Here is a 20,136-nt window from a genome sequence, read left to right as displayed (position 1 = left end):
TTATAGACACGCTTATCTAATCCTCCTCAGGATTGTATATGACGTGTCTTTTTGTCTATATCACGGGCTGCACATGGTATACTATATTTAAAATAACTATAGAATCAGGAGACGGCAGATGGATTGGATTATTGGAACGCTGTGTGCATTCCTTGTCGCCGGTGCTGCATATTACAAGCGGTCGCTCACTTTATCGGGCAGCATAGCTGCGGTTATCATGGGTGCCGTGTATTATGGGGCAGGCGATCTCATGTGGTTTGGAACGCTGCTTCTCTTCTTTATAACGTCGACGGTACTATCCAAGTACAAGAAGCGGGAGAAGCAGGAGCTCGAACAATCGTATGCAAAGACAGGAAATCGGGATGCAGGTCAAGTACTTGCGAACGGCGGGCTTGGGATGGTGCTGGTTCTGCTGCACGCCATATTTCCCGATCCGGTTTGGATATATGCCTTTATCGGCATCATGGCGACTGTTACGGCAGATACCTGGGCAACGGAGATCGGCAGCTTAAGCTCCAAGCCTCCTCGTTCAGTGAGAACATGGAAGATTATTCCTCCGGGGTCATCGGGAGGTGTCACCGTAACGGGGAATGCAGCTGCCGCAGCTGGAGCCCTAATGATTGGGGGATGTGCTTATCTGTTTCTGGTATTAAGCTCTGGAGCAGAGGGATCATTGACTGCACTTATCGCATTTGCGATCATCGGAGTGGTATCCGGCTTCATAGGAGCGTATGCCGATTCTCTGATGGGAGCGACCATTCAGCGCATGTATCACTGTAATGTCTGTAGCAAGGATGTAGAAGTTCATCATCATTGCGGACAGAATACTGTGCGGGGCAAGGGGCTCAACTGGATGAGTAATGACCTGGTCAATCTGTTCAGCTCACTCATCGGTGGAGGTATCGCCATCCTGCTGGGATGGTTATTACTATAAATTTCATCAGGTACAAGTTGTGTTTTATCATCGAATCATTAGGTATTAAAAGAAACGGATTCCATCCATAGAAAAGAGTAGGGACATAGATATGAATATAATGACAGTTGAGAATTTATCTAAAAGCTATGGAGAGAAAATTCTCTTCAAGAATGCATCCTTTGGAATGAGCGATCAGGACAAGATTGGGATTGTAGGTGTTAACGGCACAGGTAAATCGACCTTTCTTCGCGTTATTGCGGGGCTTGAACAGCCGGATGAAGGAAATATTGCGATTGGTAATCAAGTAAGGGTTCAAATGCTTGCCCAAAATCCCGACTTCGATTCAGATATGACTGTTCTGCAGCAAGTGTTTCAAGGGGATACACCTCAAATGCAAGCCGTTCGTGATTATATGGAAACGATGGAGCTGCTCGCGCTCAAACCGAGCGATGAGGCTTTACTTCAGCGGCTTACAAAGCGGAGTGAGCAAATGGAAGCCTATGATGCCTGGCAGCTTGAGAGTGAGGCAAAAACCATTCTATCCAAGCTGGGGATTACGCAATATGATGCGAGAATGGGCTCATTATCTGGTGGACAGCGCAAAAGAGTAGCTCTGGCGGCGGCACTTATCCATCCTTCGGATCTGCTCATTCTGGATGAGCCAACGAACCACATTGATAATGATTCAGTGGAATGGCTCGAACAGTACTTGCAGAAGCGCCGCGGTGCACTACTCATGATTACGCATGATCGTTACTTCCTTGATCGTGTGGCTAATGTGATGCTGGAGCTGGATTATGGCCGTTTGTTTCGTTATGAAGCGAATTACACCAGGTTTCTTGAGCTCAAGGCAGAGCGTGAAGAAAGAGAAGCGTCTTCTGAACAGAAGCGCCAGAATTTACTGCGAAATGAGCTCGCGTGGATCCGCAGAGGAGCTAAGGCAAGAACGACGAAGCAGAAGGCAAGAATTGACCGGTATGAACAGTTAAAGGATCAGGAGGGTGTACAGCGTTCAGGTAATCTGGAGATGTCTGTGGCATCAACCCGGCTCGGCAAGAAAATTCTTGAAATTGAAGGCTTGACCAAGCGTACAGAGCACAAGAAGCTGGTAGAGAACCTTAGCTATATTGCGGTGCCAGGGGATCGTGTTGGCATCGTGGGCCCTAATGGAACCGGTAAATCTACGCTGCTGAATATGATTGCAGGTGGAATTCAGCCGGATGCCGGTGAGATCATCCTTGGGCCTACCGTCAAGCTGGGCTATTTCACTCAAGAACATCAGGAGATGGATGAGAATCTGAGGGTCATTGAATACATCAAAGAAGAAGCAGAAGTGATCCGAACCGGAGAAGGGGAGACGATTACTGCTGCACAGATGCTGGAACGATTCTTATTCCCTCCTGCGGCTCAATGGACTTACATTTCAAGATTATCCGGAGGAGAGAAGCGCCGTTTGTATCTGCTCCGTGTGTTAATGTCTGCGCCTAACGTTCTGCTCTTGGATGAGCCGACGAATGATCTGGATATTCAAACGCTAAGTGTGCTTGAGGCGTATCTGGATGATTTTCCGGGTGTTGTATTCGTGGTATCCCATGACCGGTATTTCCTTGACCGGACGGTAGATAAAGTCCTTGCTTTCGAAGGAGAAGGTCAGGTACGCGTGCATGTAGGGAACTATTCGGAATATGCCGAGTGGCTGTCTAAAAACGCACACAATCAGCAAAAGCCGATTGGCAAAAAGGAAGAGGCAGTGAAGCCCGATTCATCTTCGTCAGCTGCACCAGAGCCCCCTAAAGTGAAGCTGAAATTCAGCTTCAAGGAACAACGTGAATATGAACTCATAGACAGCCAGATTGAGGAGACTGAACGTAAGCTTGAGGAGATTACTGCACAGATGGAGGAAGCATTCAGTGATGCTTCCAGGCTTCAGGAGCTTATGAAAGAGCAGGCCGAAACAGAGGGGCATCTTGAATACTTGATGGAACGCTGGACTTATCTTAATGAGCTTGCGGAGCAAATTGAGCTTAGCAAGAAGTAAACGACGGATATCGAACAGGAGGAGTCTATGTACCAGGAAGTGAATGAGCGACTGGCATTTCTGAAGGAAAAGGGAAGGCTCTTGTCTAAATGGAATTCCAGACTTGACCATTTGAGAGAGCTTGAGCAGCAAAAAGAAGAGTTGGTGGCAGAACGTAAAGTGCATCTGGCTGCAGAACAAAAGGATGTAGATGCGCTGACTCGTACCTCAATTTCTTCTGTATTCTACAGCATTGTAGGAAAAAAAGAGCAAAGGCTGGAAAAGGAAGAGGCTGAGCTTCTCGAGAGCAAAGGACGGTATGACGAAGCTGTCCATGCCTTGAACAACATCCGTCAGCAAATGACAGTCGCAAGCGAAGAGCTGGCCGCATTGTCAGAGTGGCAGAACTGGGAGCAGGAATATGAGCAGCTGATGAATAAGAAGCAGGATACCCTGCTGGATACCTCTCCGTTCATTCTAACCTCGCTTGAGCACGAAGCTAAGCTGAAGGGTCAGATCAAAGAGGTTGATGAAGCAGAGAGGGCAGGACATAGAGTGCTGCATAGTCTTCATGAGGCTGAGGAAGCACTCCGTTCCGCCGGAAATTGGGGAACCTATGATATGCTCGGCGGGGGAGCATTCTCGACCTATATTAAGCATAGTCGTGTGGATGAAGCTGAATCTCATGTGCATTCTGCACAATATCATTTGCGTGAGTTTCAGGAAGAGCTGAGAGATGTAGATCTATCCATTCAAGGTCAGTTAAAGATTGACGGTATGCTGAGCTTTGCTGATTATTTTCTGGATGGCTTCTTCACAGATTGGCTGGTACAAAATAAAATTAATGAAGGTAAAGAGCAGGTTGGCCGGGGCGTGAGGGAGGTTGAACGTGTCCTGTCGTCCCTATCTTCCACAAGAGACAGTCTCAAGCTTGAACTTGATAAGTTGCAGCAGGAGCGAAGAAGCTTTGTTGAAGAGGCTGAATAGCCGGCAGCTGCTGATGATGAGACCAATTTAGTTATATTTAAGAAGGACTCGCCGATATAGACCCAAGACAGGTCTGCGGCGAGTCCTTCTATTTTAACGAATGAATGAATTTGTTCTGGTATATCCAATTAGCTGGTAATGTATGCTCCTAGGAGTCGGGCTGTATTCAGAACAGCCTGCTTATGCGTTCTCTCCATCGCATGAGAAGCATGTACACCTGGACCAACCAGAGCTGCTCGTATATTGTTGCCTCCACGCAGTGCAGCAGATGCATCAGAACCATAGTGAGGGTAAATATCCACGGCATATGGAATGTCGGCACTCTTAGCCAGCTCGATCAGACGGGTCGTCATCTCATAATCATATGGACCGGAGGAGTCCTTGGCACAGATGGATACATCGGTCTCCTTACAGCTTAAATCGTCACCCATCGCACCCATGTCAACCGCAATCATCTCGTCGATATCCGAAGGGATATAAGCCGTTCCATGTCCGACTTCTTCGTAATTGCTGATCAGTAATTTAACCTGATGCCGAGGCTTCCAGCCTTCACGCTTTGTGGATTCAAGCAGGGCAAACAAGGCAGCGATACTGGCTTTATCGTCAAGATGTCTGGATTTGATATAACCGCTAGGTGTGAATTCTACACGGGGGTTAAAAGAAATGAAATCACCCACCGCGATTCCGAGCTGAAGCACATCCTGTTTACTCTCGACCACTTCATCAATTCGAATTTCCATTACGCTCTCTTCACGTTTGAAATCTCTTGCTCCACTGTACACGTGTACGGATGGCTGAGTAGACATAATAGTACCGGTGTATACTTTACCGCTGCGAGTATGAATTTGACAGTATTCATTTTCAATGGATTGCATCATGAAGCCTCCGATTGAAGTGAGCTTCAGTGTGCCGTGATTTGTAACCGAACGGACCATTGCGCCTAGCGTATCTACATGTGCACTTAGCGCGATGGTACGACTGTTGTCTTCTCCAGGCATAGTAATGATGAGTCCACCTTTGGCATTTCTTTCATAAGCGGCATCTAAACTTTTTGTTTCGGCTTCCATCAGCTCCATAATGTGGTGAGTAAAGCCGCTTGGACTAGGTGTCTCCAACAGCTTTTTTAACAAATCCAGTGTGTATTGCTCATTCATTTGAATTGTCATCGTCCGAGATCTCTCCTTCATGTGTACATAATCAAATCCCTTGCCGTTATGGGCAAGGGATCATAGGATTGAAGCTTTATTTAGTAAGCTGCTCCATTTGCGATATAACATCTTCGAACACAGTCATAGCTTCACGAATTGGCTCTGGAGAGGACATATCTACGCCGGCTTTCTCCAGAATATTGATTGAATAGTCACTGCCGCCGCTCTTCAGGAAGCCAAGATAGCGATCAACAGCCGGCTCGCCTTCTTCTAGAATTTGCTTCGCAAAGCTGGTCGCTGCTGAGAAGCCTGTTGCGTATTTATAAACGTAGAAGCTGGTATAGAAGTGAGGAATACGAGCCCATTCCATCTCAATATCCTGGTCCACGACCATTCCTTCACCATGGTACTTTTTGTTCAGATCATAGTATATTTCAGACAGCAATTGAGGAGTCAGAGATTCCCCTTGTTCTGCCCGCTCATGAATGATTTTCTCAAATTCAGCAAACATCGTTTGACGGAACACCGTAGTACGGAATTGATCCGCATAATAGGTCAGCAGATACAGCTTCTCTTTGGGATCTGTTGATTTGTTAAGGAGATAATCCATTAGCAATGCCTCATTTGTTGTAGAAGCGACCTCTGCAAGGAAGATGGTGTACTGTGCATCTCTGTATTTCAGAGCTTTGTCTGAGAAATAGGAGTGCAGCGCATGACCCATCTCATGCGTCAGAGTAAACATGCTGTTCAGATTATCCTTATGATTCAGCAGCACGTAAGGGTGAGTGCCGTAAGCACCCCAGCTGTATGCACCTGTACGTTTGTTCTCATTCTCATATACGTCGATCCAGCCGTTATCATAGCCTTCCTGAAGTGCAGTCAAGTACTCTTCTCCAAGCGGCTTCAGACTTTCTTTAACTGTTTTCTTGGCTTCATCATAGGTGATGTCCATCTTGTATTCCTCGACCAGTGGTGCGAACAGATCATACATATGGAGATCGTCGGTACCCAGCAGCTTTTTACGCAAATTCATATAACGATGCAGAAGGGGCAGACTCTCATGAATGGTATCGATCAGGTTCGTATACACTTCCTTCGGAATGTTGTCCCCGTATAGAGACATTTCCATGACGGAAGGATATTTACGTACTGTGGAATAGAATATATTTTTGTTTACATTCGCATTCAGTGTAGCGGCAATTGTATTCTTGTTCTTGGCGTAGGTGCTGTACACTGCCTTGAATGCGCGTTCCCGGACTTCCCTATTTGGGCTCTCAAGAAACTGAATGTAGCTGCCGTGAGTGAGATCCACTTCATTGCCGTTCTCATCCTTGATCTTCGGAAATTTCATATCTGCATTGTTCAGCATGCCAAAGATCGTTTGCGGTGCCTGAGACAGGTTGCCGACTTGTGCAAGCAGCGCTTCCTCTGTCTTGGAGAGAACATGTGCCTTCTCACGTTTCATCTCAACGAGCGTAAATTTAAATGGTTTGAGTGTAGGGCTGGCAATAAATGCGTCTAGTTGATCCTCGGGCAGCGCCAGAATTTCCGGCACAACAAACGACAGGGACTCGCTGACCTGAACACTTAATTTTTTTGCTTTTTGCAGAAGGGATTGATATGTAGGATCGGCTGTATCTTCATCATGATGCATATGAGCGTACACGTACAAACGCTCGGTCTTGAGTGAAATGTCATCCTCCAGCTCGAAGCAGGACTTTATGCTGTTCTCATTATTCAGCTTCCCTTGATATTCCCCAGCCTGCTGAGCCAGCTTCTTGACTTCTTCATATTCCTTGTCCCAGGCAGCTTGACTCTCGAAAATATTACTTAGTTTCCACTGGTTCTCTACAGGTACTTCACTGCGTTTTAACACTTTACTCATATTCATCCTCCTTTGATGATTATACGATAACGACGGTTCAGGTCGGTCAGTCTGTGCATAGGCTGAAGCGGTCTGAGACAAGATGCATGCAGCAATGACAGCAATGGAGATGGTTCTTCTCGCATTCACTAAAGCGTATCCTCCTTATAATTAAGGCACTAACGCTTAGTATGACCGACATGATACTGAAATATTTGAAAGGGAGCTTATGTATATGACCAATCTGAAATTCAGAGGTTAGCTCCCGAGTGATACCATGCTGTATACAATGAGGATAAAAGCGAGCACGACCATTAACAAGGCAGCGATGGCAAGCGGTCGCCGCAGCTTATCGGGTATACTGTCTCTCTTCGTGATAATGACAAAGCCCAGCAAGAAGGCCGCAACAATAAAAATGACATAGCTCATGCCAACATCCATTTATAGTTACACCTCTTTGAAGGCTTTCATAATCTCGATCCATTCTTCTTCATTATCTGTATAGTTCTCCTTAGGAAAACGGTTCTCAGCCCATTGCATAAGTGCGGGTCTGCTCATAAAGGTGTGGGTTTCCTCGCCCCATTGATCTGAGATTTCACGAAGAACGAGGTAACGTCCCTGAACCTCTACAGTCATCATATTCCACTTGTCTTTTTTGTATATTTGATGTTTTTTAATCATGTGCATTTCTCCAATTTGCGGTTTTGGTAAAATGATACCTTACCCTTGATGCCAAAGCAAATTATTTTACGGAAACCGAAAAAGTTTAATTGCAAAGTAAAAATCAATAAAGTATAATGTAGATATTCGCCATAGATGGCGGCATTTTTAGGAGGTTGTTCATTTGAAAGGTACAGTTAAATGGTTTAATGCAGAAAAAGGTTATGGCTTCATTCAAGTAGAAGGCGGAGACGATGTATTCGTTCACTTCTCAGCAATCCAAGGTGACGGTTTCAAAACTTTGGAAGAAGGTCAAGCGGTAGAATTCGAAATCACTGAAGGCAACCGTGGTCCTCAAGCAGCTAACGTAATCAAACTGTAAGAATTGTTCCGGTTACCGGATTTCTTATACAAGTTTGTATGAAAGCGAAAATTGAGAGCACAGTTCCCCACTTGGGGGACTGTGCTTTTTTGGTCTTTGCTGTGATTTTATTCACACAATCTTCACATCTATGTGATTAAGCATCTATGGATTTGTTCGGTGATGATTTTGATTGTAAGCTGGGCTCGCGATTCGTTCGGCGAATAACCATCCATACGATCAGCAGTTCTGCAAGCAGGCCGGTGGATTGAGCGACAGCGCCTATAACACCGTTCAGCCCTGGAGCGGCAAGAACGAGGATAATGAGCACGATCGTTGTGCAGATGGCATTGGCTGTCTGCGATCGGAACATGGTCTTGGTTTGTCCCCGCAGCAGGATGAGCCCATTACTGTAATCCAGGAACGGTGTGATGAGTGTGAACGAAATAAAGGCCCGTAAAGTGCGCAGGCTCTCCTCGAGCAGCTCACCGCGAACATTCATTGCATGTTCAAGAAACCAAGGACCCAGCGGGGTGTAGGCAACCGTCAAAGTTAAGAGAAATGGAATGAATCCCATTGTAAGGGCAAACTGATTTACCTTTCTAGGATAAGCATTGTAGAAATTCAGTACGATCTGATGAATATAGGTGAAGAAGCTCAGCATGAGCTGCATGATGCTCCCTGCAATAGCGAATGAGGAGATCGCCAGGGCGATGCCCTCGGTTTTTCCAAGCATGATATTAATGATGGGGCCTATAAACATAGCGACAAGACTGGATAAGAGCAGCGGCTTATAGAAATAGAATACCTGTCCCTTCGTCTTAATGTGATGCTCTTCTATTTGTTCCGGCATGTGCTGTACTATTTTACGTCCTTCCAGATAGCTGACTGCGGCTTCGATAAGCATGCCTGCGGCGAAAATAATCGCACCCACTGTACCGCTGGTTACTGAATCGGTCCATATAAAGTACAGCGATAATGAATACATGCCAGCGAGCCGAATTATCATTCCGATCGTCAGCCATTTGGTCTTGTTATTAGTAATAATAACGCCTTGATAGATATTGCGTATAACTGAGAAAATGCTGACAAACATGAGAATTTGATAGACCTGGATAACCGGTTCGAGCAGAGCTTTATCCACACCAAACAAGTACTTGAAGATTGAGGTTCCTATAGGTGTGTATACGATAGCACCGCCAAGCAGCAGCACAGCTGCAAGAAAGATTTTGGTTACATAAATGAGGGCCTGAAAAGAAAGCCGGTCCCTGACCAGTGCGGAGCATGTTTGGCGCAATAAGGTAGAGGGCCGTTCGGTAACTGCGAGCAAACTTCCAGCCAGTGCATAACTTGCAATGACGACCTCGGCTTGGTCGGATCTCGCCAGTGTGCTGTTAATAATGACATGAGAGATGGTCACAAGAGAGGCTGATATTCCTAGAGGAATGAAGAAAGCGAGCAGTCTTCTCCACGACAGGGGTTCATCGGATGACATGTTGTGTAAACTCCTTTTTACATTGAAATATGGAAATTATATCATAAATAGTCACGGCGACAACCTAATTTTGATACTTCATTTTCGAACCCCCAATGCATGAGTTATGCGTTTTCATTTATAGAATAAGAAGCGGTATGGATTTTGCGACCTATTGTTTCTAAAAAATGTATTCGCTTTATATGGTAATATGGACTTTTTCCTATCGTTTATTTGTACAAATTCACATGTCATATTATAATGAAAGTGGTTTGAACAGGTATGAATATGTAGATAACATAGTGGAGGCACCGTTATTTGATTAAACAAAAACAACATAATCGCAATGTTCCACGGGGGCCCATCGGATTGATGAATCGGGTGTATAAATATATACTGCCTGAAGCAAGAAAAGAGCTTAAACTAATAAAGACGAGAGCAGAACAAATTCCTGACCAAGAGCTTAGAACCCAAGCGCTTGCAAGCATAGCAAGCAAACAGTTCCACTGTGAGGGCGGCTCCATTTATGCAGCTGTTAACTTGCCAATGCGGAATGTGCTCATTCCTCTTATTGTTTCTTATCAGACGATTAGTGACTACCTGGACAACTTATGTGATCGGAGCACTTCCATGGATGAAGGAGACTTCAGGCTGTTACATAAATCAATGCTTGATGCGGTTAATCCTGAAGCAGAGCTGACGAACTATTACGCTTTGCGTGACGAACAGGTAGATGACGGATATTTGCATAGCCTAGTACTTACCTGCCAATCCTGCATAAAGAAGCTGCCAGGTTACAATCAAGCGCAATCGTATGTAACGGATCTAGCCGGTCTGTATGTAGATCTGCAGGTGTACAAGCACATTCATCCCGAGCTTCGCGAGAAAGCGCTGCTTGAATGGTGGGAGCTTCACAAGCACCGCACACCTGAGCTGAACTGGAATGAATTTGCAGCAGCTACGGGTTCCACACTGGGAGTATTCATGCTATTCCTTGCTGCTTCAGACCCGCATCTTGATGATGATGGAGCATCCTCCATACATGCCTCTTATTTTCCGCATGTGACGGGACTGCACATCATGCTGGATTATTTGATTGATCAGGAAGAAGACAGGCAGGGCGGTGATTTGAACTTTTGTAATTATTACGAAAGTGAGAATGAGATGATCGAGCGTATTGCCTACATTGTTGATAAGGCGCAGGAGGATGTTTCAGCTATCCCTGCAAGCTCTTTTCATCGTATGATCATAGAAGGGCTGCTTGCCCTGTATTTATCTGATCCTAAAGTCAGTGAGCAGCAGGAAGTTCGTTCCGTATCCAAAAGATTGCTGAAGAACAGCCCTGTCACAAGGCGCTTTTTTCTAGCCAATTCCAAATGGATTCGTAAACATATGTATTGAGAATTAAGAGGAGGAAGTCATCAATGACAGCAGTCAAAAGAATCGCAGTATTGACAAGTGGAGGAGATTCGCAAGGGATGAACGCAGCCGTTCGTGCTGTTGTTCGCAGCGGTCTGTATTATGGTTTAGAGGTTTTTGGTATCCAGCGTGGTTACCAGGGCCTGCTGAACAATGACATATTCCCGATGGATCTGCGCAGTGTAGGTGATATCATTCAGCGTGGAGGAACAATTCTTCAATCCGCTCGCTGTAAAGAATTTATGACGCTTGAAGGCCAGCAGAAGGGTGCGGATGTTTTGCGCTCGCGTGGTATTGATGGCCTCATCGTTATCGGTGGTGACGGCTCTTATCAAGGTGCTAACAAGCTGAGTAAGCTGGGCATCAAAACAATGGGACTTCCAGGCACGATCGATAATGATATTTCTTTTACAGATTATACGATCGGTTTCGATACAGCCGTCAGCGTTGTAGTGGATGCAGTGAACAAGCTGCGTGATACGATGAGTTCTCATGAACGCTCCTCCATTGTTGAGGTTATGGGACGTCATTGCGGTGATATTGCGCTGCATGCAGGACTTGCTTCGGGTGCAGAAACCATCCTCGTACCTGAAGTTCCGTTCGATATGGATGAGGTTGCTCAGCGTATGCAGTCGAATTTTGAGCACGGTAAGCGCCACAGTATCATTATTGTTGCCGAGGGTGTGGGTAAAGGTGAGGATGTAGCCAAAGAGATTATGGCTCGCTGCCCATCTTATGAGCCGCGTGTTACGGTGCTTGGACACATTCAGCGTGGTGGTACTCCGACTCCGTTTGACCGCAATCTTGCAAGCAAATTAGGTGATTTTGCTGTACGTAAGCTGATTGAGGGCGAATCGGACAAGGCTTGTGGTATTATTAATAATCAATTGACGCTTACGGATATCGACCTTGTTGTTAATACAAAGAGCTCTATTGATATGGACATGTATGAGCTAGCCATTCGTCTTTCTCAATAACACATCAATAAAAAAGCTGATTCGAATTACCTCTGCAGGTATCAACGAGTCAGCTTTTTTTGATTAAGGTTTATAAATTTAACGATTCTTCTGTGTGCTGAACTTAAGCTGAACGGCGATCAATCTCCACATTAGAGCTGCAGCACCTACCGCGAGCCCTGCGATTAATCCGATCCAGTACCCGTATGGCCCTAATTCTGTATAGGTAGCTGTCAGATGTCCGACAGGCAGTCCGATCAGCCAATAAGCGACTAGTGTGATGAAAAATGCAGGATTCACGTCCTTATATCCACGCAAAGCACCTTGAACCGGTGTCGCCACTGCATCCGAAATTTGAAAGAAAATGGCATAAACAAGAAAAGGCTGTATTAGTTCAATGACGGTTCTTTCGGTAGAATATATTCGAGCCACTTGTTCGCCGAATACCATCAGAATGACTGCTGTGACAAGTGATAGTATGATCGCTGACCCGATGCCGATCCTGCTGTATGTTCTCGCATCCTTTGCCCGTTGTGCCCCGACTTCATATCCGACAAGTATCGTTAAAGCCATGCTGATGCTCAGTGGGAGCATATATAGAGTTGAAGCAAAATTCAAGGCAGCCTGATGTGCTGCTATCGTATTCGTGTCAAATCGGCTCATTAGCAGGGTAACAGCAGAGAAGATCGAAGTTTCAAAAAAAATAGCAAATCCAATGGGCACTCCAATCTGCGTTAATTCTTTCCATTTCTGAATAGAAATTTTGTGCCGTTCACGAAATATACCATATTGAGCAAACGGCTCAACCCGGTGGACAAAAAAGATAGAAATGATAAAAATAACCCAATAGGTGACTGCCGAAGCAATACCGGCACCAATCCCACCAAACTGAGGAACACCTAAATTTCCAAAGATGAGCACATAGTTCAGTAAAATGTTGACGGGTAATGAAATCAGGGTAATCATCATTGTAATTCGAGTTTGTCCCAAAGCATCCATGTAATTTCGGAGTACCGTGTACCCGAATAAGGGAACGATACCGAAGGCCATGGCAAACAGGTAATAGAAGGCGACATCCTCGACCCGTTGCTCTAGGTTCATAAACTGAAGAACGGGATTCAGCAGGATCATGCCGGCGGCAATGACCACGATTCCGAGAGCGCCAGCAAGATACAGCGCCTGTATTACATTGTACCGGACTTTATTTTTCTCACCACTCCCCACAAGCTGGGAAACAATCGGGGTGATGCCCAATAAGATACCGCTGAGGCCTGTTTGAATTGGTATCCACAGACTGCTTCCGATGGCAACGCCGGCCAGATCCACCGGACTAAAATGTCCGGACATGTTCGTGTCAAAGAACGTCATGGCCGATAATGAGATTTGGGTAATGAGTATGGGAAGCAATATAACGAAGAATTGTTTCCACTTTTGAGCATTGTTAAGTGTTGGTTTCATTTGTTGATCTCCATGCGATAAGTTATAGTTCACTAATGAATTGCACAAAAAAATATTTTAAAACATAACGTTTGATTTGAACAGTTTAATTTATGGAGGTTAGAGAGAGGGAGAAGATGAGCATTAAAAAACCGCTCCCCCGGCAGCGATGTAGCCGAAGAAGCGGTGGTTTTACTTATAAAGATTATTGAAGATAGGAGTCGTCTTGATGCTCGCAGATGCTGTATTGGATAATTTCCATTGCATCCTCTGCTTCGAGTAATCCGAAACCATCCCTCAGCACAATGAATGAATTCAGTTCGTTCTGCCGAAGGGTCGGAAGCATTTCCGGATACCATTTCATGACGATTTCTGACAGTTTTACCCTTTCCATTTCCACATTAATCACCCTTTCCTAACTAAGAATCATTCGAGAAGAATCATTCATTGCCTCGGAAAAGCCATTTGCCTGTGAAATACCCGGATAAAAAAGGTCCTCATGAGAAGGCTTGCACTTAATAGGAACGACGCACCATTATTATATCACAAAAATAATTAAAATTATACTTGACAAATGATCTAATTTCTTCTGAACGAGCCCATTATTCCTACTGTTTCTACGATGTTGACAAAAGCTTTGGGATCCGTAGCTCTTATGATCTGCTTGACCTCATCGAGCTCGTATTTGGTAGTAACCGTCATGAGCATGTCCTTTTCATGATCGGTAAATGCACCCTGGGTTTTAATCTTCGTTACACCTCTTTGTCTTGGTAACAATTGTTCAAGCATTTTATCTGTCTCATTGGTAACGATAAATAGGGTAACCTTCACATGTCCAATATGAATTAAATCAAGCACCTTACCGGTAATGTAGATGGAAAGCACCGAGATCAGAGCGATATTCCAGTCGTTGTTCAAATAACCGGCGAGCAGAATAATCATTCCGTTCATGACGGCAATGACGGCTCCGACGGGGAAGTCACGAAACCGTGTAATAATGGAAGCGACGATATCGAGACCACCGGAAGAACCGCCGGCACGAAATGCAAGTCCTGTTCCAGCTCCAATAAGCACGCCGCCGAACACAGCCGAAGTCAGCTGATCATGAGCAATTGCAGTAACGGGCAGAACGTTTAGCATCCAGGTCGTAGCAATAACGTTTATAATGCTGAAGCTGATAAATCTTCGGCCCAGCAAGAACCACCCTGCAATAAGCAGTGGAATGTTAAAGACGAAGTACATGACATTAAAGTTAAGCGGAGTAAAATATCCGATGAGCATGGATATACCTGAGATTCCTCCGCTAAGCAGCTCATGTGGCAGCAGAAACAGGTTGAATCCTGCTGCAATAATAGCACCGCCTAGAAATACGATTAGCGATTTTGTAGTTAATTTTAGCACCAATTTCACCTCAGAAGTATCATACTATATTGATTACTGGTAATTGTAAATTGTTTTGTGATATAATATTTTGTGGATGTTCTTGAGTAGATCGCCTTTTTTCGAAAAAAGCATGTTTTGTTTTCAGTAAGTTTCAATAAACATCATATGTAGTTTAGACGATTTGGGAGAGAATCTATTCTCTCTATAGTGAAATTGTGAGATCATGCAATCCCATTTTTATCGTGCATGATGGGACAGCCTATATATTAACGCTACTTAAGAATACAGAGAAATGCAGTGGATTACATGTCCACCATAATAGAAGGAGTTTGAATAAATTTGACAACTTTCTCAGAATTTAATCTGGAACCTAAGGTTCTGCAGGCAATTACCGAGCTTGGATTTGAAGAAGCAACACCAATTCAAGCAAAATCCATTCCCGTTGCTCTCAATGGAAGTGACTTGATTGGTCAAGCCCAAACAGGTACAGGTAAAACGGCAGCCTTTGGTATCCCGCTTATCAGCAAAATTTCCAAGACGGATGAGAAGATTCGCGCCCTGATCATGGCACCAACTCGTGAGCTTGCCATCCAAGTGGCAGAAGAGATTGAGAAGCTATCCCGCTTCAAAGGTATCCGTACACTTCCTATATACGGCGGTCAAGACATCGTTCGCCAGATTCGTGCATTGAAGAAGAAGCCTCAAATTATTATCGGTACACCTGGTCGACTTCTTGACCATATTAACCGCAAAACCATCAAACTTGAAGACGTGCAAACTGTCGTGCTGGATGAAGCAGATGAAATGCTGGATATGGGCTTTATGGAAGACATTCAGTCGATTCTGAAGCAGGTTCCTGATGATCGTCAAACGATGCTGTTCTCTGCAACGATGCCTCCTAACATTCAGAAGCTCGCTCAGCAATTTTTGCAAAATCCAGAGCACGTTTCCGTTATTCCGAAGCAAGTAAGTGCACCACTTATTGACCAGGCTTATATTGAAGTGCCTGAACGTCAGAAATTTGATGCACTCAGCCGTTTGCTGGATATGGAATCTCCTGAGCTTGCAATCGTATTTGGTCGTACAAAACGCCGTGTAGATGAATTGTCAGAAGCACTCCAAAAACGTGGTTACTCTGCGGATGGACTTCATGGTGACCTGTCTCAGAATCAACGTGATACTGTAATGCGCAAATTCCGTGATGGAAGCATTGATGTACTCGTTGCAACGGATGTGGCAGCACGTGGACTTGACGTATCTGGAGTAACACATGTTGTTAACTTTGATCTTCCGCAAGATCCGGAAAGCTATGTACACCGTATCGGCCGTACAGGTCGTGCAGGTAAAGAAGGAGCTGCATGGTCCTTTGTAACACCTCGTGAGATTGACCACCTGCATTTCATCGAGCGTGTAACACGTCATCGTATTCCACGCAAACCGCTTCCTACACTTGCTGAAGCGATTGAAGGGAAGCAACGCGTTACAGCTGAACGTCTTCTGGAAATTGTACAAGACGGAGAGCTTAACGAATACAAAGGTATCGCTATTCAGCTATTGGAGCAATATGATTCCGTGCAGCTCTTGTCAGCAGCTCTGAAGCTGCTCACAGGCGACAAGAAGGATGCAGCCATTGAGCTGACTCCTGAGGATCCAATCCGTGCTAAACGCCGTAAGCCAGATGTTCGTTCTAGCGGACGCAAGCCTTCTGGTGGCTATGGCAACCGTAGTGGCGGTGGATACAACAGAAGCGGAAGCGGAAGCGGTAATAAAGGCGGATACGGTAATCGTAGAGATGGGGGAAGAGATGGCGGAAGCGGTGGTTACAATCGTGACCGCGATCGCGATCGCAAATCCCGTCCTTACAACAACAATAACGAGAATCGCAGACCATCAACACGTCGTGACGACAGCTCGTTTCAATAATTAATACAGAGACAAGACGAAGCACCCTATGCTTCGTCTTTTTTTGCTGCTGCATTTGATTATTTAGCAGAAGAACGTTTTGGAAATGATGACCAGCAGAATGAACAACACGAGAATTGTTCCGAGAGAGAACCATCCATCGTATCCACAGCCAGTAGAAACACCACCAACCTGACCTCCGCATCCGTATCCATAGGACATTGCGGTCACCTCCTTTATAAAGTGAAGTGGCTCATCGACTACGCCATATCCTATGGTAGAACTGTACCGATTGATTAGACGCCTGCCCACAAATTCATGAAAATAGGCTGTTATCCTGATCGTCTCTTAAAGGGATATATTTAAGCCGAGATTTCCGCGTTGGTCTAGCTTTTGCGTGCGGTTATGCTGTATAGTTATAGTTAGGTTAAGTTAATGTGAATTAGCGAGAGATAATCACCTAAGATGATGCATACAGGCGAGTGGAATGAGTCTCGCGTATGTGTTAAGGAGGAGACGTGTTTTGGAATTTAAAGGAGCTATGGGTGGTATATATCGCCTGACGGAGTGGATAACAAGATTCGCAGCATCGAACCTATTGTGGGTACTGTGTGCCTCGCCATTTTTCTTCTTTTTGGTGATCAAGGTTCTTGTTATGGGTCAAGGTATGACGAATGAATCCATTCAAATGAACTGGGCATTGGGGATTGTGGCACCGTTTACATTTTTCCCTGCGACATCTGCGCTGTTTAACGTAGTTCGTAAATGGGTCATGGGTGATACAGATGTGCCGATAATGAGAACATTTTTTACAGGATATAAGGAAAACTACAAACAGAGTATGATCGGCGGTGTTTTCTATACACTGCTGGTAGTCATTATGTATTTGGATTATACAGTTTATATGACTCAGTTCGAGAACCTCCAGTTAATCGGAATTATCATGCTGATCCTGCTGCTCCTGCTATGTGTGTCAATGTTCAACTTTTTCTCGATGGTAGTACATTATCATATGTCCATTGGAATGATCATTAAAAATGCTGTACTGATTACATTGATTCGGCCGTTCCGCGTGTTTTCATCATTGCTCGGTGCCGGACTATTATGCTACATCGGCATGCAGTACCCTGCATTGTTCTTTTTCTTCATCGGAAGCCTGATTGCATGGTTTGCTTTCTTTAACTTCTATGCCACTTTCACTAAGATGCAGGAGCAGGCTGAGAAGCTGCAGGCCAGCCGTGAAGAAGAAGGCGAGTCACAGGAGAGTGATTCGTTAGAGACGGCCTCCAAGCCACAGGACAATACAAAATAAAAGGCATTGCTTGTACTTGTGTTTAACTGCTTAGAAGGATAAATGATTTTATCCCTCACGAGAATTTTAGCAATTGCTGATCATACATTTACTTTTTTGTAGAATAGCGATATAATGTTTCTACATCCTGCGATGTTCGTTTCGGTTATTCGTTGTTTTGAACCAATGACTATGTCTCGGGAGATCAACACGAAATGCAGCTGACATGCCCTGTCTATATGACATGGGGACTTCATAACCATTTCTGCGGTCACCCACCTGCTACAGCAGGTTCAGAAGACAATATAATCGGACGGCATTAGCGGGTATCCTTTTTGGATGAATTTTAGAGACATCTCACACGTACTCTACATAAGGGTGCATTTGGGGATGTCTTTTTTGTTGTTATCAGCAGTGATGTGTCTCTAGCGGGAGAATAGATTATGTCTTTTGCTAAGGAGTTAACAATGATACACTAAAGAGAGAATATAGGTACGGCTACATACAAAGGAGGAAGGGTCTTGTCACTCAAAAGAACACTAGTCGGCATTGTTCGCAGTATGGAAGGAACAAGTGACCGAGCCAAGGATCCAAAAATGAAGACACGCTATTATAACTTGTCCAAGGATAAGGCGTGGGAAGAAATATCATCGCTGATGAAGAAGGTTCCTGGATTCAAAGTTCTTCATGAAGTACCCTCAGTTGGGGAAATTACCATGGAGAAGCGCACATCGTTTGGACGTACACTAGATATTACCGTGTCCATTATTCAGGTCACGCCTGTTCGAAGTGCCATTGATATTTATTCTGCTTCAAGAGGTTCGCTGGGGGATCTGGGGTCCAATTATCGCATTATTCTACAGTTGTTCGATATTATAGATAAGAAGATCGGCAAACACAAGGTTGTAGGCGAGTAAGATCCAAAAAAAGCGAGATAAAGGCACGTCCTTTTCTCGCTTTTTGCATGTATTGCGTGGGGTTATCCCGTTTCGCTGCGTAAATTAAAGCAGTTCTTTAACAGCTGCAATCGCTGCTTCGTAATTCGGATGCTCTGACATTTCAGACAAATATTCCACATAAGTTATCTTGTCGTTAGCGTCAATGACAAAGATGGAGCGCATGTCGAGCTGGAATTCTTTGATCAGTACGCCATAAGCTTGGCCGAAAGACTTAGACTTATAGTCAGATAAGGTGATGACCTTATCAACTCCTGCTGCACCACACCAGCGTGCTTGAGCAAATGGAAGATCTGCGCTAATCGTTAGAACAACAACATTGTCGCCTAGATCAGCCGCTTCTTCATTAAAACGACGAGTCTGTGTATCGCAGACCCCTGTGTCAAGAGAAGGGACCACACTAATTAGTTTGATTTTGCCGGCATAGTCTGATAAATGTGCTTCTTCAAGCAGATTCAGATTAAGTGTAAAATCCGGTGCTTGGTCACCAGCCTTAAGTTCCGGGCCGATCAGCGTAATGGGATTTCCTTTAAAAGCGGCTACACCTGTACGTTCTTGAGTCATCTATTATGTACCTCCTTGAGATTGGTGATCTTGGACACTATCTATTATAATCTTTATAGGAAGCTCATGTCCAACACAGGACAATGGAAGGATGAGGCCATGATTTTTTTACGATATGAGAACTGGAAAGGGTATTTGCGATATTACCCAATAACTTCAATACTGCTTGCAGCGAATATTATGATGTATGTAGTGCTGTTAATTGACGGTGGGCCTAATAATGCGCTTACTCTTATGAAATATGGTGCACTGACCAATATTCCACCATGGAATGAAGAAACATGGCGTTTATTTGCTTCGATGTTCCTTCATTCTGGCTTTTCCCATTTGTTGTTCAACTGCTTTGCTCTTCTTGTATTTGCTCCGCCGCTTGAGCGGCTTCTTGGCTTCTGGCGGTACGCAATACTTTATATCGGAAGTGGTTTGGTAGGAAATATCATTTCACAGGCTTACTATAACAATTTAACGAATCCTACTCTGTCCATTGGGGCGTCGGGAGCAATCTATGGAGTATACGGTGCATTTCTCTATATCGTTCTGTTTCAACGCAACCTAATGGATGATGCATCGAGAAAAACGATCTATACCATTCTTGGGTTTGGTATTATCTTTTCACTGGGTGTGGCCAATATCAATATGGCTGCCCATTTAGGCGGACTGATCGGCGGTTTCTTCCTTTATGGTCTGATCATCAGACTGTTAAAGCGCCGTTGATTCATTCTGGTTGTCATGATACATTAAAGACATGAACTGCTTTCCATGGAATGACTTGGGATTGTTTTAAGCAGATTGGAGCGATTG

At 44.6% G+C, this 20,136-nt stretch carries 20 protein-coding genes and 1 other RNA gene; 11 read left to right on the top strand and 10 right to left on the bottom strand.

Translation table 11 applies throughout. The annotated features are described in order from the left end of the window. Nucleotides 1–118: 118 nt before the first annotated feature. From BLW49_RS03205 to BLW49_RS03195, 3 genes are all read left to right on the top strand, one after another. On the top strand, nt 119–934 hold the full coding sequence (locus tag BLW49_RS03205) for a DUF92 domain-containing protein (protein ID WP_090723107.1): 816 nt from the start codon (nt 119–121) through the stop codon (nt 932–934). 91 nt (nt 935–1,025) lie between these two features. After that, complete coding sequence (locus tag BLW49_RS03200) at nt 1,026–2,954, top strand: ABC-F family ATP-binding cassette domain-containing protein (RefSeq protein ID WP_090723105.1); 1,929 nt, start codon at nt 1,026–1,028, stop codon at nt 2,952–2,954. 27 nt (nt 2,955–2,981) lie between these two features. Then, nucleotides 2,982–3,920, top strand: coding sequence for a hypothetical protein (locus tag BLW49_RS03195; protein ID WP_090723104.1), 939 nt, complete (start codon nt 2,982–2,984; stop codon nt 3,918–3,920). Between the two features lie 128 nt (nt 3,921–4,048). Here the strand turns inward: BLW49_RS03195 and BLW49_RS03190 are convergent, their stop codons facing one another. The 4 genes from BLW49_RS03190 to BLW49_RS03175 form a co-directional block, all read right to left on the bottom strand. Continuing rightward, nucleotides 4,049–5,086 (bottom strand): M42 family metallopeptidase, encoded by a 1,038-nt coding sequence (locus tag BLW49_RS03190; RefSeq protein WP_076311357.1) that lies wholly within the window; start codon nt 5,084–5,086, stop codon nt 4,049–4,051. A gap of 76 nt (nt 5,087–5,162) precedes the next feature. Beyond that, nucleotides 5,163–6,953, bottom strand: coding sequence for an oligoendopeptidase F (gene pepF / locus BLW49_RS03185; protein WP_090723102.1), 1,791 nt, complete (start codon nt 6,951–6,953; stop codon nt 5,163–5,165). A 237-nt stretch (nt 6,954–7,190) separates the two neighbouring features. Continuing rightward, complete coding sequence (locus tag BLW49_RS03180) at nt 7,191–7,373, bottom strand: hypothetical protein (RefSeq protein WP_076311355.1); 183 nt, start codon at nt 7,371–7,373, stop codon at nt 7,191–7,193. Nucleotides 7,374–7,379: 6 nt separating this feature from the next. Next, nucleotides 7,380–7,613, bottom strand: a complete 234-nt coding sequence (locus BLW49_RS03175) for a hypothetical protein (protein ID WP_076311354.1) — start codon at nt 7,611–7,613, stop codon at nt 7,380–7,382. Nucleotides 7,614–7,776: 163 nt separating this feature from the next. On the opposite strand from BLW49_RS03175, the gene BLW49_RS03170 reads away from it, so the two are divergent. Then, nucleotides 7,777–7,974: a cold shock domain-containing protein gene (locus tag BLW49_RS03170; RefSeq protein ID WP_047909861.1), complete on the top strand. Its 198-nt coding sequence runs from the start codon at nt 7,777–7,779 to the stop codon at nt 7,972–7,974. Between the two features lie 136 nt (nt 7,975–8,110). On the opposite strand, the gene BLW49_RS03165 is transcribed toward BLW49_RS03170, so the two are convergent. Further along, the gene (locus BLW49_RS03165) at nt 8,111–9,448 is read right to left on the bottom strand and encodes a multi antimicrobial extrusion protein MatE (protein ID WP_090723101.1); all 1,338 of its coding nucleotides are present in this window, start codon (nt 9,446–9,448) and stop codon (nt 8,111–8,113) included. 351 nt (nt 9,449–9,799) lie between these two features. Here BLW49_RS03165 and BLW49_RS03160 point away from each other — a divergent pair, with 351 nt between their 5' ends. Next, nucleotides 9,800–10,828, top strand: a complete 1,029-nt coding sequence (locus BLW49_RS03160) for a tetraprenyl-beta-curcumene synthase family protein (protein WP_076312528.1) — start codon at nt 9,800–9,802, stop codon at nt 10,826–10,828. A 23-nt stretch (nt 10,829–10,851) separates the two neighbouring features. Continuing rightward, nucleotides 10,852–11,823 carry a 6-phosphofructokinase gene (gene pfkA, locus BLW49_RS03155; RefSeq protein WP_076311352.1) on the top strand — a complete coding sequence of 324 codons (972 nt, stop codon included), beginning with the start codon at nt 10,852–10,854 and terminating at the stop codon, nt 11,821–11,823. Nucleotides 11,824–11,901: 78 nt separating this feature from the next. On the opposite strand, the gene BLW49_RS03150 is transcribed toward pfkA, so the two are convergent. The 3 genes from BLW49_RS03150 to BLW49_RS03140 form a co-directional block, all read right to left on the bottom strand. Next, nucleotides 11,902–13,260 carry an MATE family efflux transporter gene (locus BLW49_RS03150; RefSeq protein WP_090723099.1) on the bottom strand — a complete coding sequence of 453 codons (1,359 nt, stop codon included), beginning with the start codon at nt 13,258–13,260 and terminating at the stop codon, nt 11,902–11,904. 184 nt (nt 13,261–13,444) lie between these two features. Beyond that, complete coding sequence (locus tag BLW49_RS03145) at nt 13,445–13,633, bottom strand: hypothetical protein (protein ID WP_170862358.1); 189 nt, start codon at nt 13,631–13,633, stop codon at nt 13,445–13,447. Nucleotides 13,634–13,818: 185 nt separating this feature from the next. After that, nucleotides 13,819–14,640: a YitT family protein gene (locus BLW49_RS03140; RefSeq protein ID WP_177178627.1), complete on the bottom strand. Its 822-nt coding sequence runs from the start codon at nt 14,638–14,640 to the stop codon at nt 13,819–13,821. A gap of 321 nt (nt 14,641–14,961) precedes the next feature. Between BLW49_RS03140 and BLW49_RS03135 the strand changes: the two genes are divergently transcribed. Next, a complete protein-coding gene (locus BLW49_RS03135) occupies nt 14,962–16,545 on the top strand; it encodes a degradosome RNA helicase CshA (RefSeq protein WP_076311349.1) in 1,584 nt (527 codons plus the stop codon). 63 nt (nt 16,546–16,608) lie between these two features. On the opposite strand, the gene BLW49_RS28670 is transcribed toward BLW49_RS03135, so the two are convergent. Beyond that, nucleotides 16,609–16,746 carry a hypothetical protein gene (locus BLW49_RS28670; protein WP_177178626.1) on the bottom strand — a complete coding sequence of 46 codons (138 nt, stop codon included), beginning with the start codon at nt 16,744–16,746 and terminating at the stop codon, nt 16,609–16,611. 301 nt (nt 16,747–17,047) lie between these two features. On the opposite strand from BLW49_RS28670, the gene BLW49_RS03130 reads away from it, so the two are divergent. The 3 genes from BLW49_RS03130 (at nt 17,048) to BLW49_RS03120 (ending at nt 18,732) form a co-directional block, all read left to right on the top strand. Then, nucleotides 17,048–17,836, top strand: a complete 789-nt coding sequence (locus BLW49_RS03130) for a YesL family protein (protein ID WP_076311348.1) — start codon at nt 17,048–17,050, stop codon at nt 17,834–17,836. 121 nt (nt 17,837–17,957) lie between these two features. Further along, nucleotides 17,958–18,147: non-coding RNA, 6S RNA (ssrS, locus tag BLW49_RS03125), on the top strand. 189 nt (nt 18,148–18,336) lie between these two features. After that, the gene (locus BLW49_RS03120) at nt 18,337–18,732 is read left to right on the top strand and encodes a DUF1499 domain-containing protein (protein WP_076311347.1); all 396 of its coding nucleotides are present in this window, start codon (nt 18,337–18,339) and stop codon (nt 18,730–18,732) included. A gap of 84 nt (nt 18,733–18,816) precedes the next feature. On the opposite strand, the gene tpx is transcribed toward BLW49_RS03120, so the two are convergent. Further along, a complete protein-coding gene (tpx, locus tag BLW49_RS03115; RefSeq protein ID WP_076311346.1) occupies nt 18,817–19,335 on the bottom strand; it encodes a thiol peroxidase in 519 nt (172 codons plus the stop codon). Nucleotides 19,336–19,434: 99 nt separating this feature from the next. On the opposite strand from tpx, the gene BLW49_RS03110 reads away from it, so the two are divergent. Beyond that, the gene (locus BLW49_RS03110; protein ID WP_090723812.1) at nt 19,435–20,049 is read left to right on the top strand and encodes a rhomboid family intramembrane serine protease; all 615 of its coding nucleotides are present in this window, start codon (nt 19,435–19,437) and stop codon (nt 20,047–20,049) included. The last annotated feature ends 87 nt before the right edge of the window (nt 20,050–20,136 follow it).

The sequence above is a fragment of the Paenibacillus sp. PDC88 genome (genome assembly GCF_900106725.1).
GTDB classification, from domain to species: domain Bacteria; phylum Bacillota; class Bacilli; order Paenibacillales; family Paenibacillaceae; genus Paenibacillus; species Paenibacillus shunpengii.
The sequence above is the reverse complement of the archived record's forward strand: the minus strand, read 5'-3'. Positions and strand labels throughout refer to the sequence as shown.

Coding starts and splice junctions, on each gene's coding strand:
- BLW49_RS03150 (WP_090723099.1), bottom strand. CDS start 13,260: ATGAAACCAACACTTAACAATGCTCAAAAGTGGAAACAATTCTTCGTT.
- BLW49_RS03180 (WP_076311355.1), bottom strand. CDS start 7,373: ATGGATGTTGGCATGAGCTATGTCATTTTTATTGTTGCGGCCTTCTTG.
- tpx (WP_076311346.1), bottom strand. CDS start 19,335: ATGACTCAAGAACGTACAGGTGTAGCCGCTTTTAAAGGAAATCCCATT.
- BLW49_RS03195 (WP_090723104.1), top strand. CDS start 2,982: ATGTACCAGGAAGTGAATGAGCGACTGGCATTTCTGAAGGAAAAGGGA.
- BLW49_RS03175 (WP_076311354.1), bottom strand. CDS start 7,613: ATGATTAAAAAACATCAAATATACAAAAAAGACAAGTGGAATATGATG.
- pfkA (WP_076311352.1), top strand. CDS start 10,852: ATGACAGCAGTCAAAAGAATCGCAGTATTGACAAGTGGAGGAGATTCG.
- BLW49_RS03160 (WP_076312528.1), top strand. CDS start 9,800: ATGAATCGGGTGTATAAATATATACTGCCTGAAGCAAGAAAAGAGCTT.
- BLW49_RS03190 (WP_076311357.1), bottom strand. CDS start 5,086: ATGACAATTCAAATGAATGAGCAATACACACTGGATTTGTTAAAAAAG.
- BLW49_RS03200 (WP_090723105.1), top strand. CDS start 1,026: ATGAATATAATGACAGTTGAGAATTTATCTAAAAGCTATGGAGAGAAA.
- BLW49_RS03165 (WP_090723101.1), bottom strand. CDS start 9,448: ATGTCATCCGATGAACCCCTGTCGTGGAGAAGACTGCTCGCTTTCTTC.
- BLW49_RS03205 (WP_090723107.1), top strand. CDS start 119: ATGGATTGGATTATTGGAACGCTGTGTGCATTCCTTGTCGCCGGTGCT.
- pepF (WP_090723102.1), bottom strand. CDS start 6,953: ATGAGTAAAGTGTTAAAACGCAGTGAAGTACCTGTAGAGAACCAGTGG.
- BLW49_RS28670 (WP_177178626.1), bottom strand. CDS start 16,746: ATGTCCTATGGATACGGATGCGGAGGTCAGGTTGGTGGTGTTTCTACT.
- BLW49_RS03110 (WP_090723812.1), top strand. CDS start 19,435: ATGATTTTTTTACGATATGAGAACTGGAAAGGGTATTTGCGATATTAC.
- BLW49_RS03145 (WP_170862358.1), bottom strand. CDS start 13,633: ATGGAAAGGGTAAAACTGTCAGAAATCGTCATGAAATGGTATCCGGAA.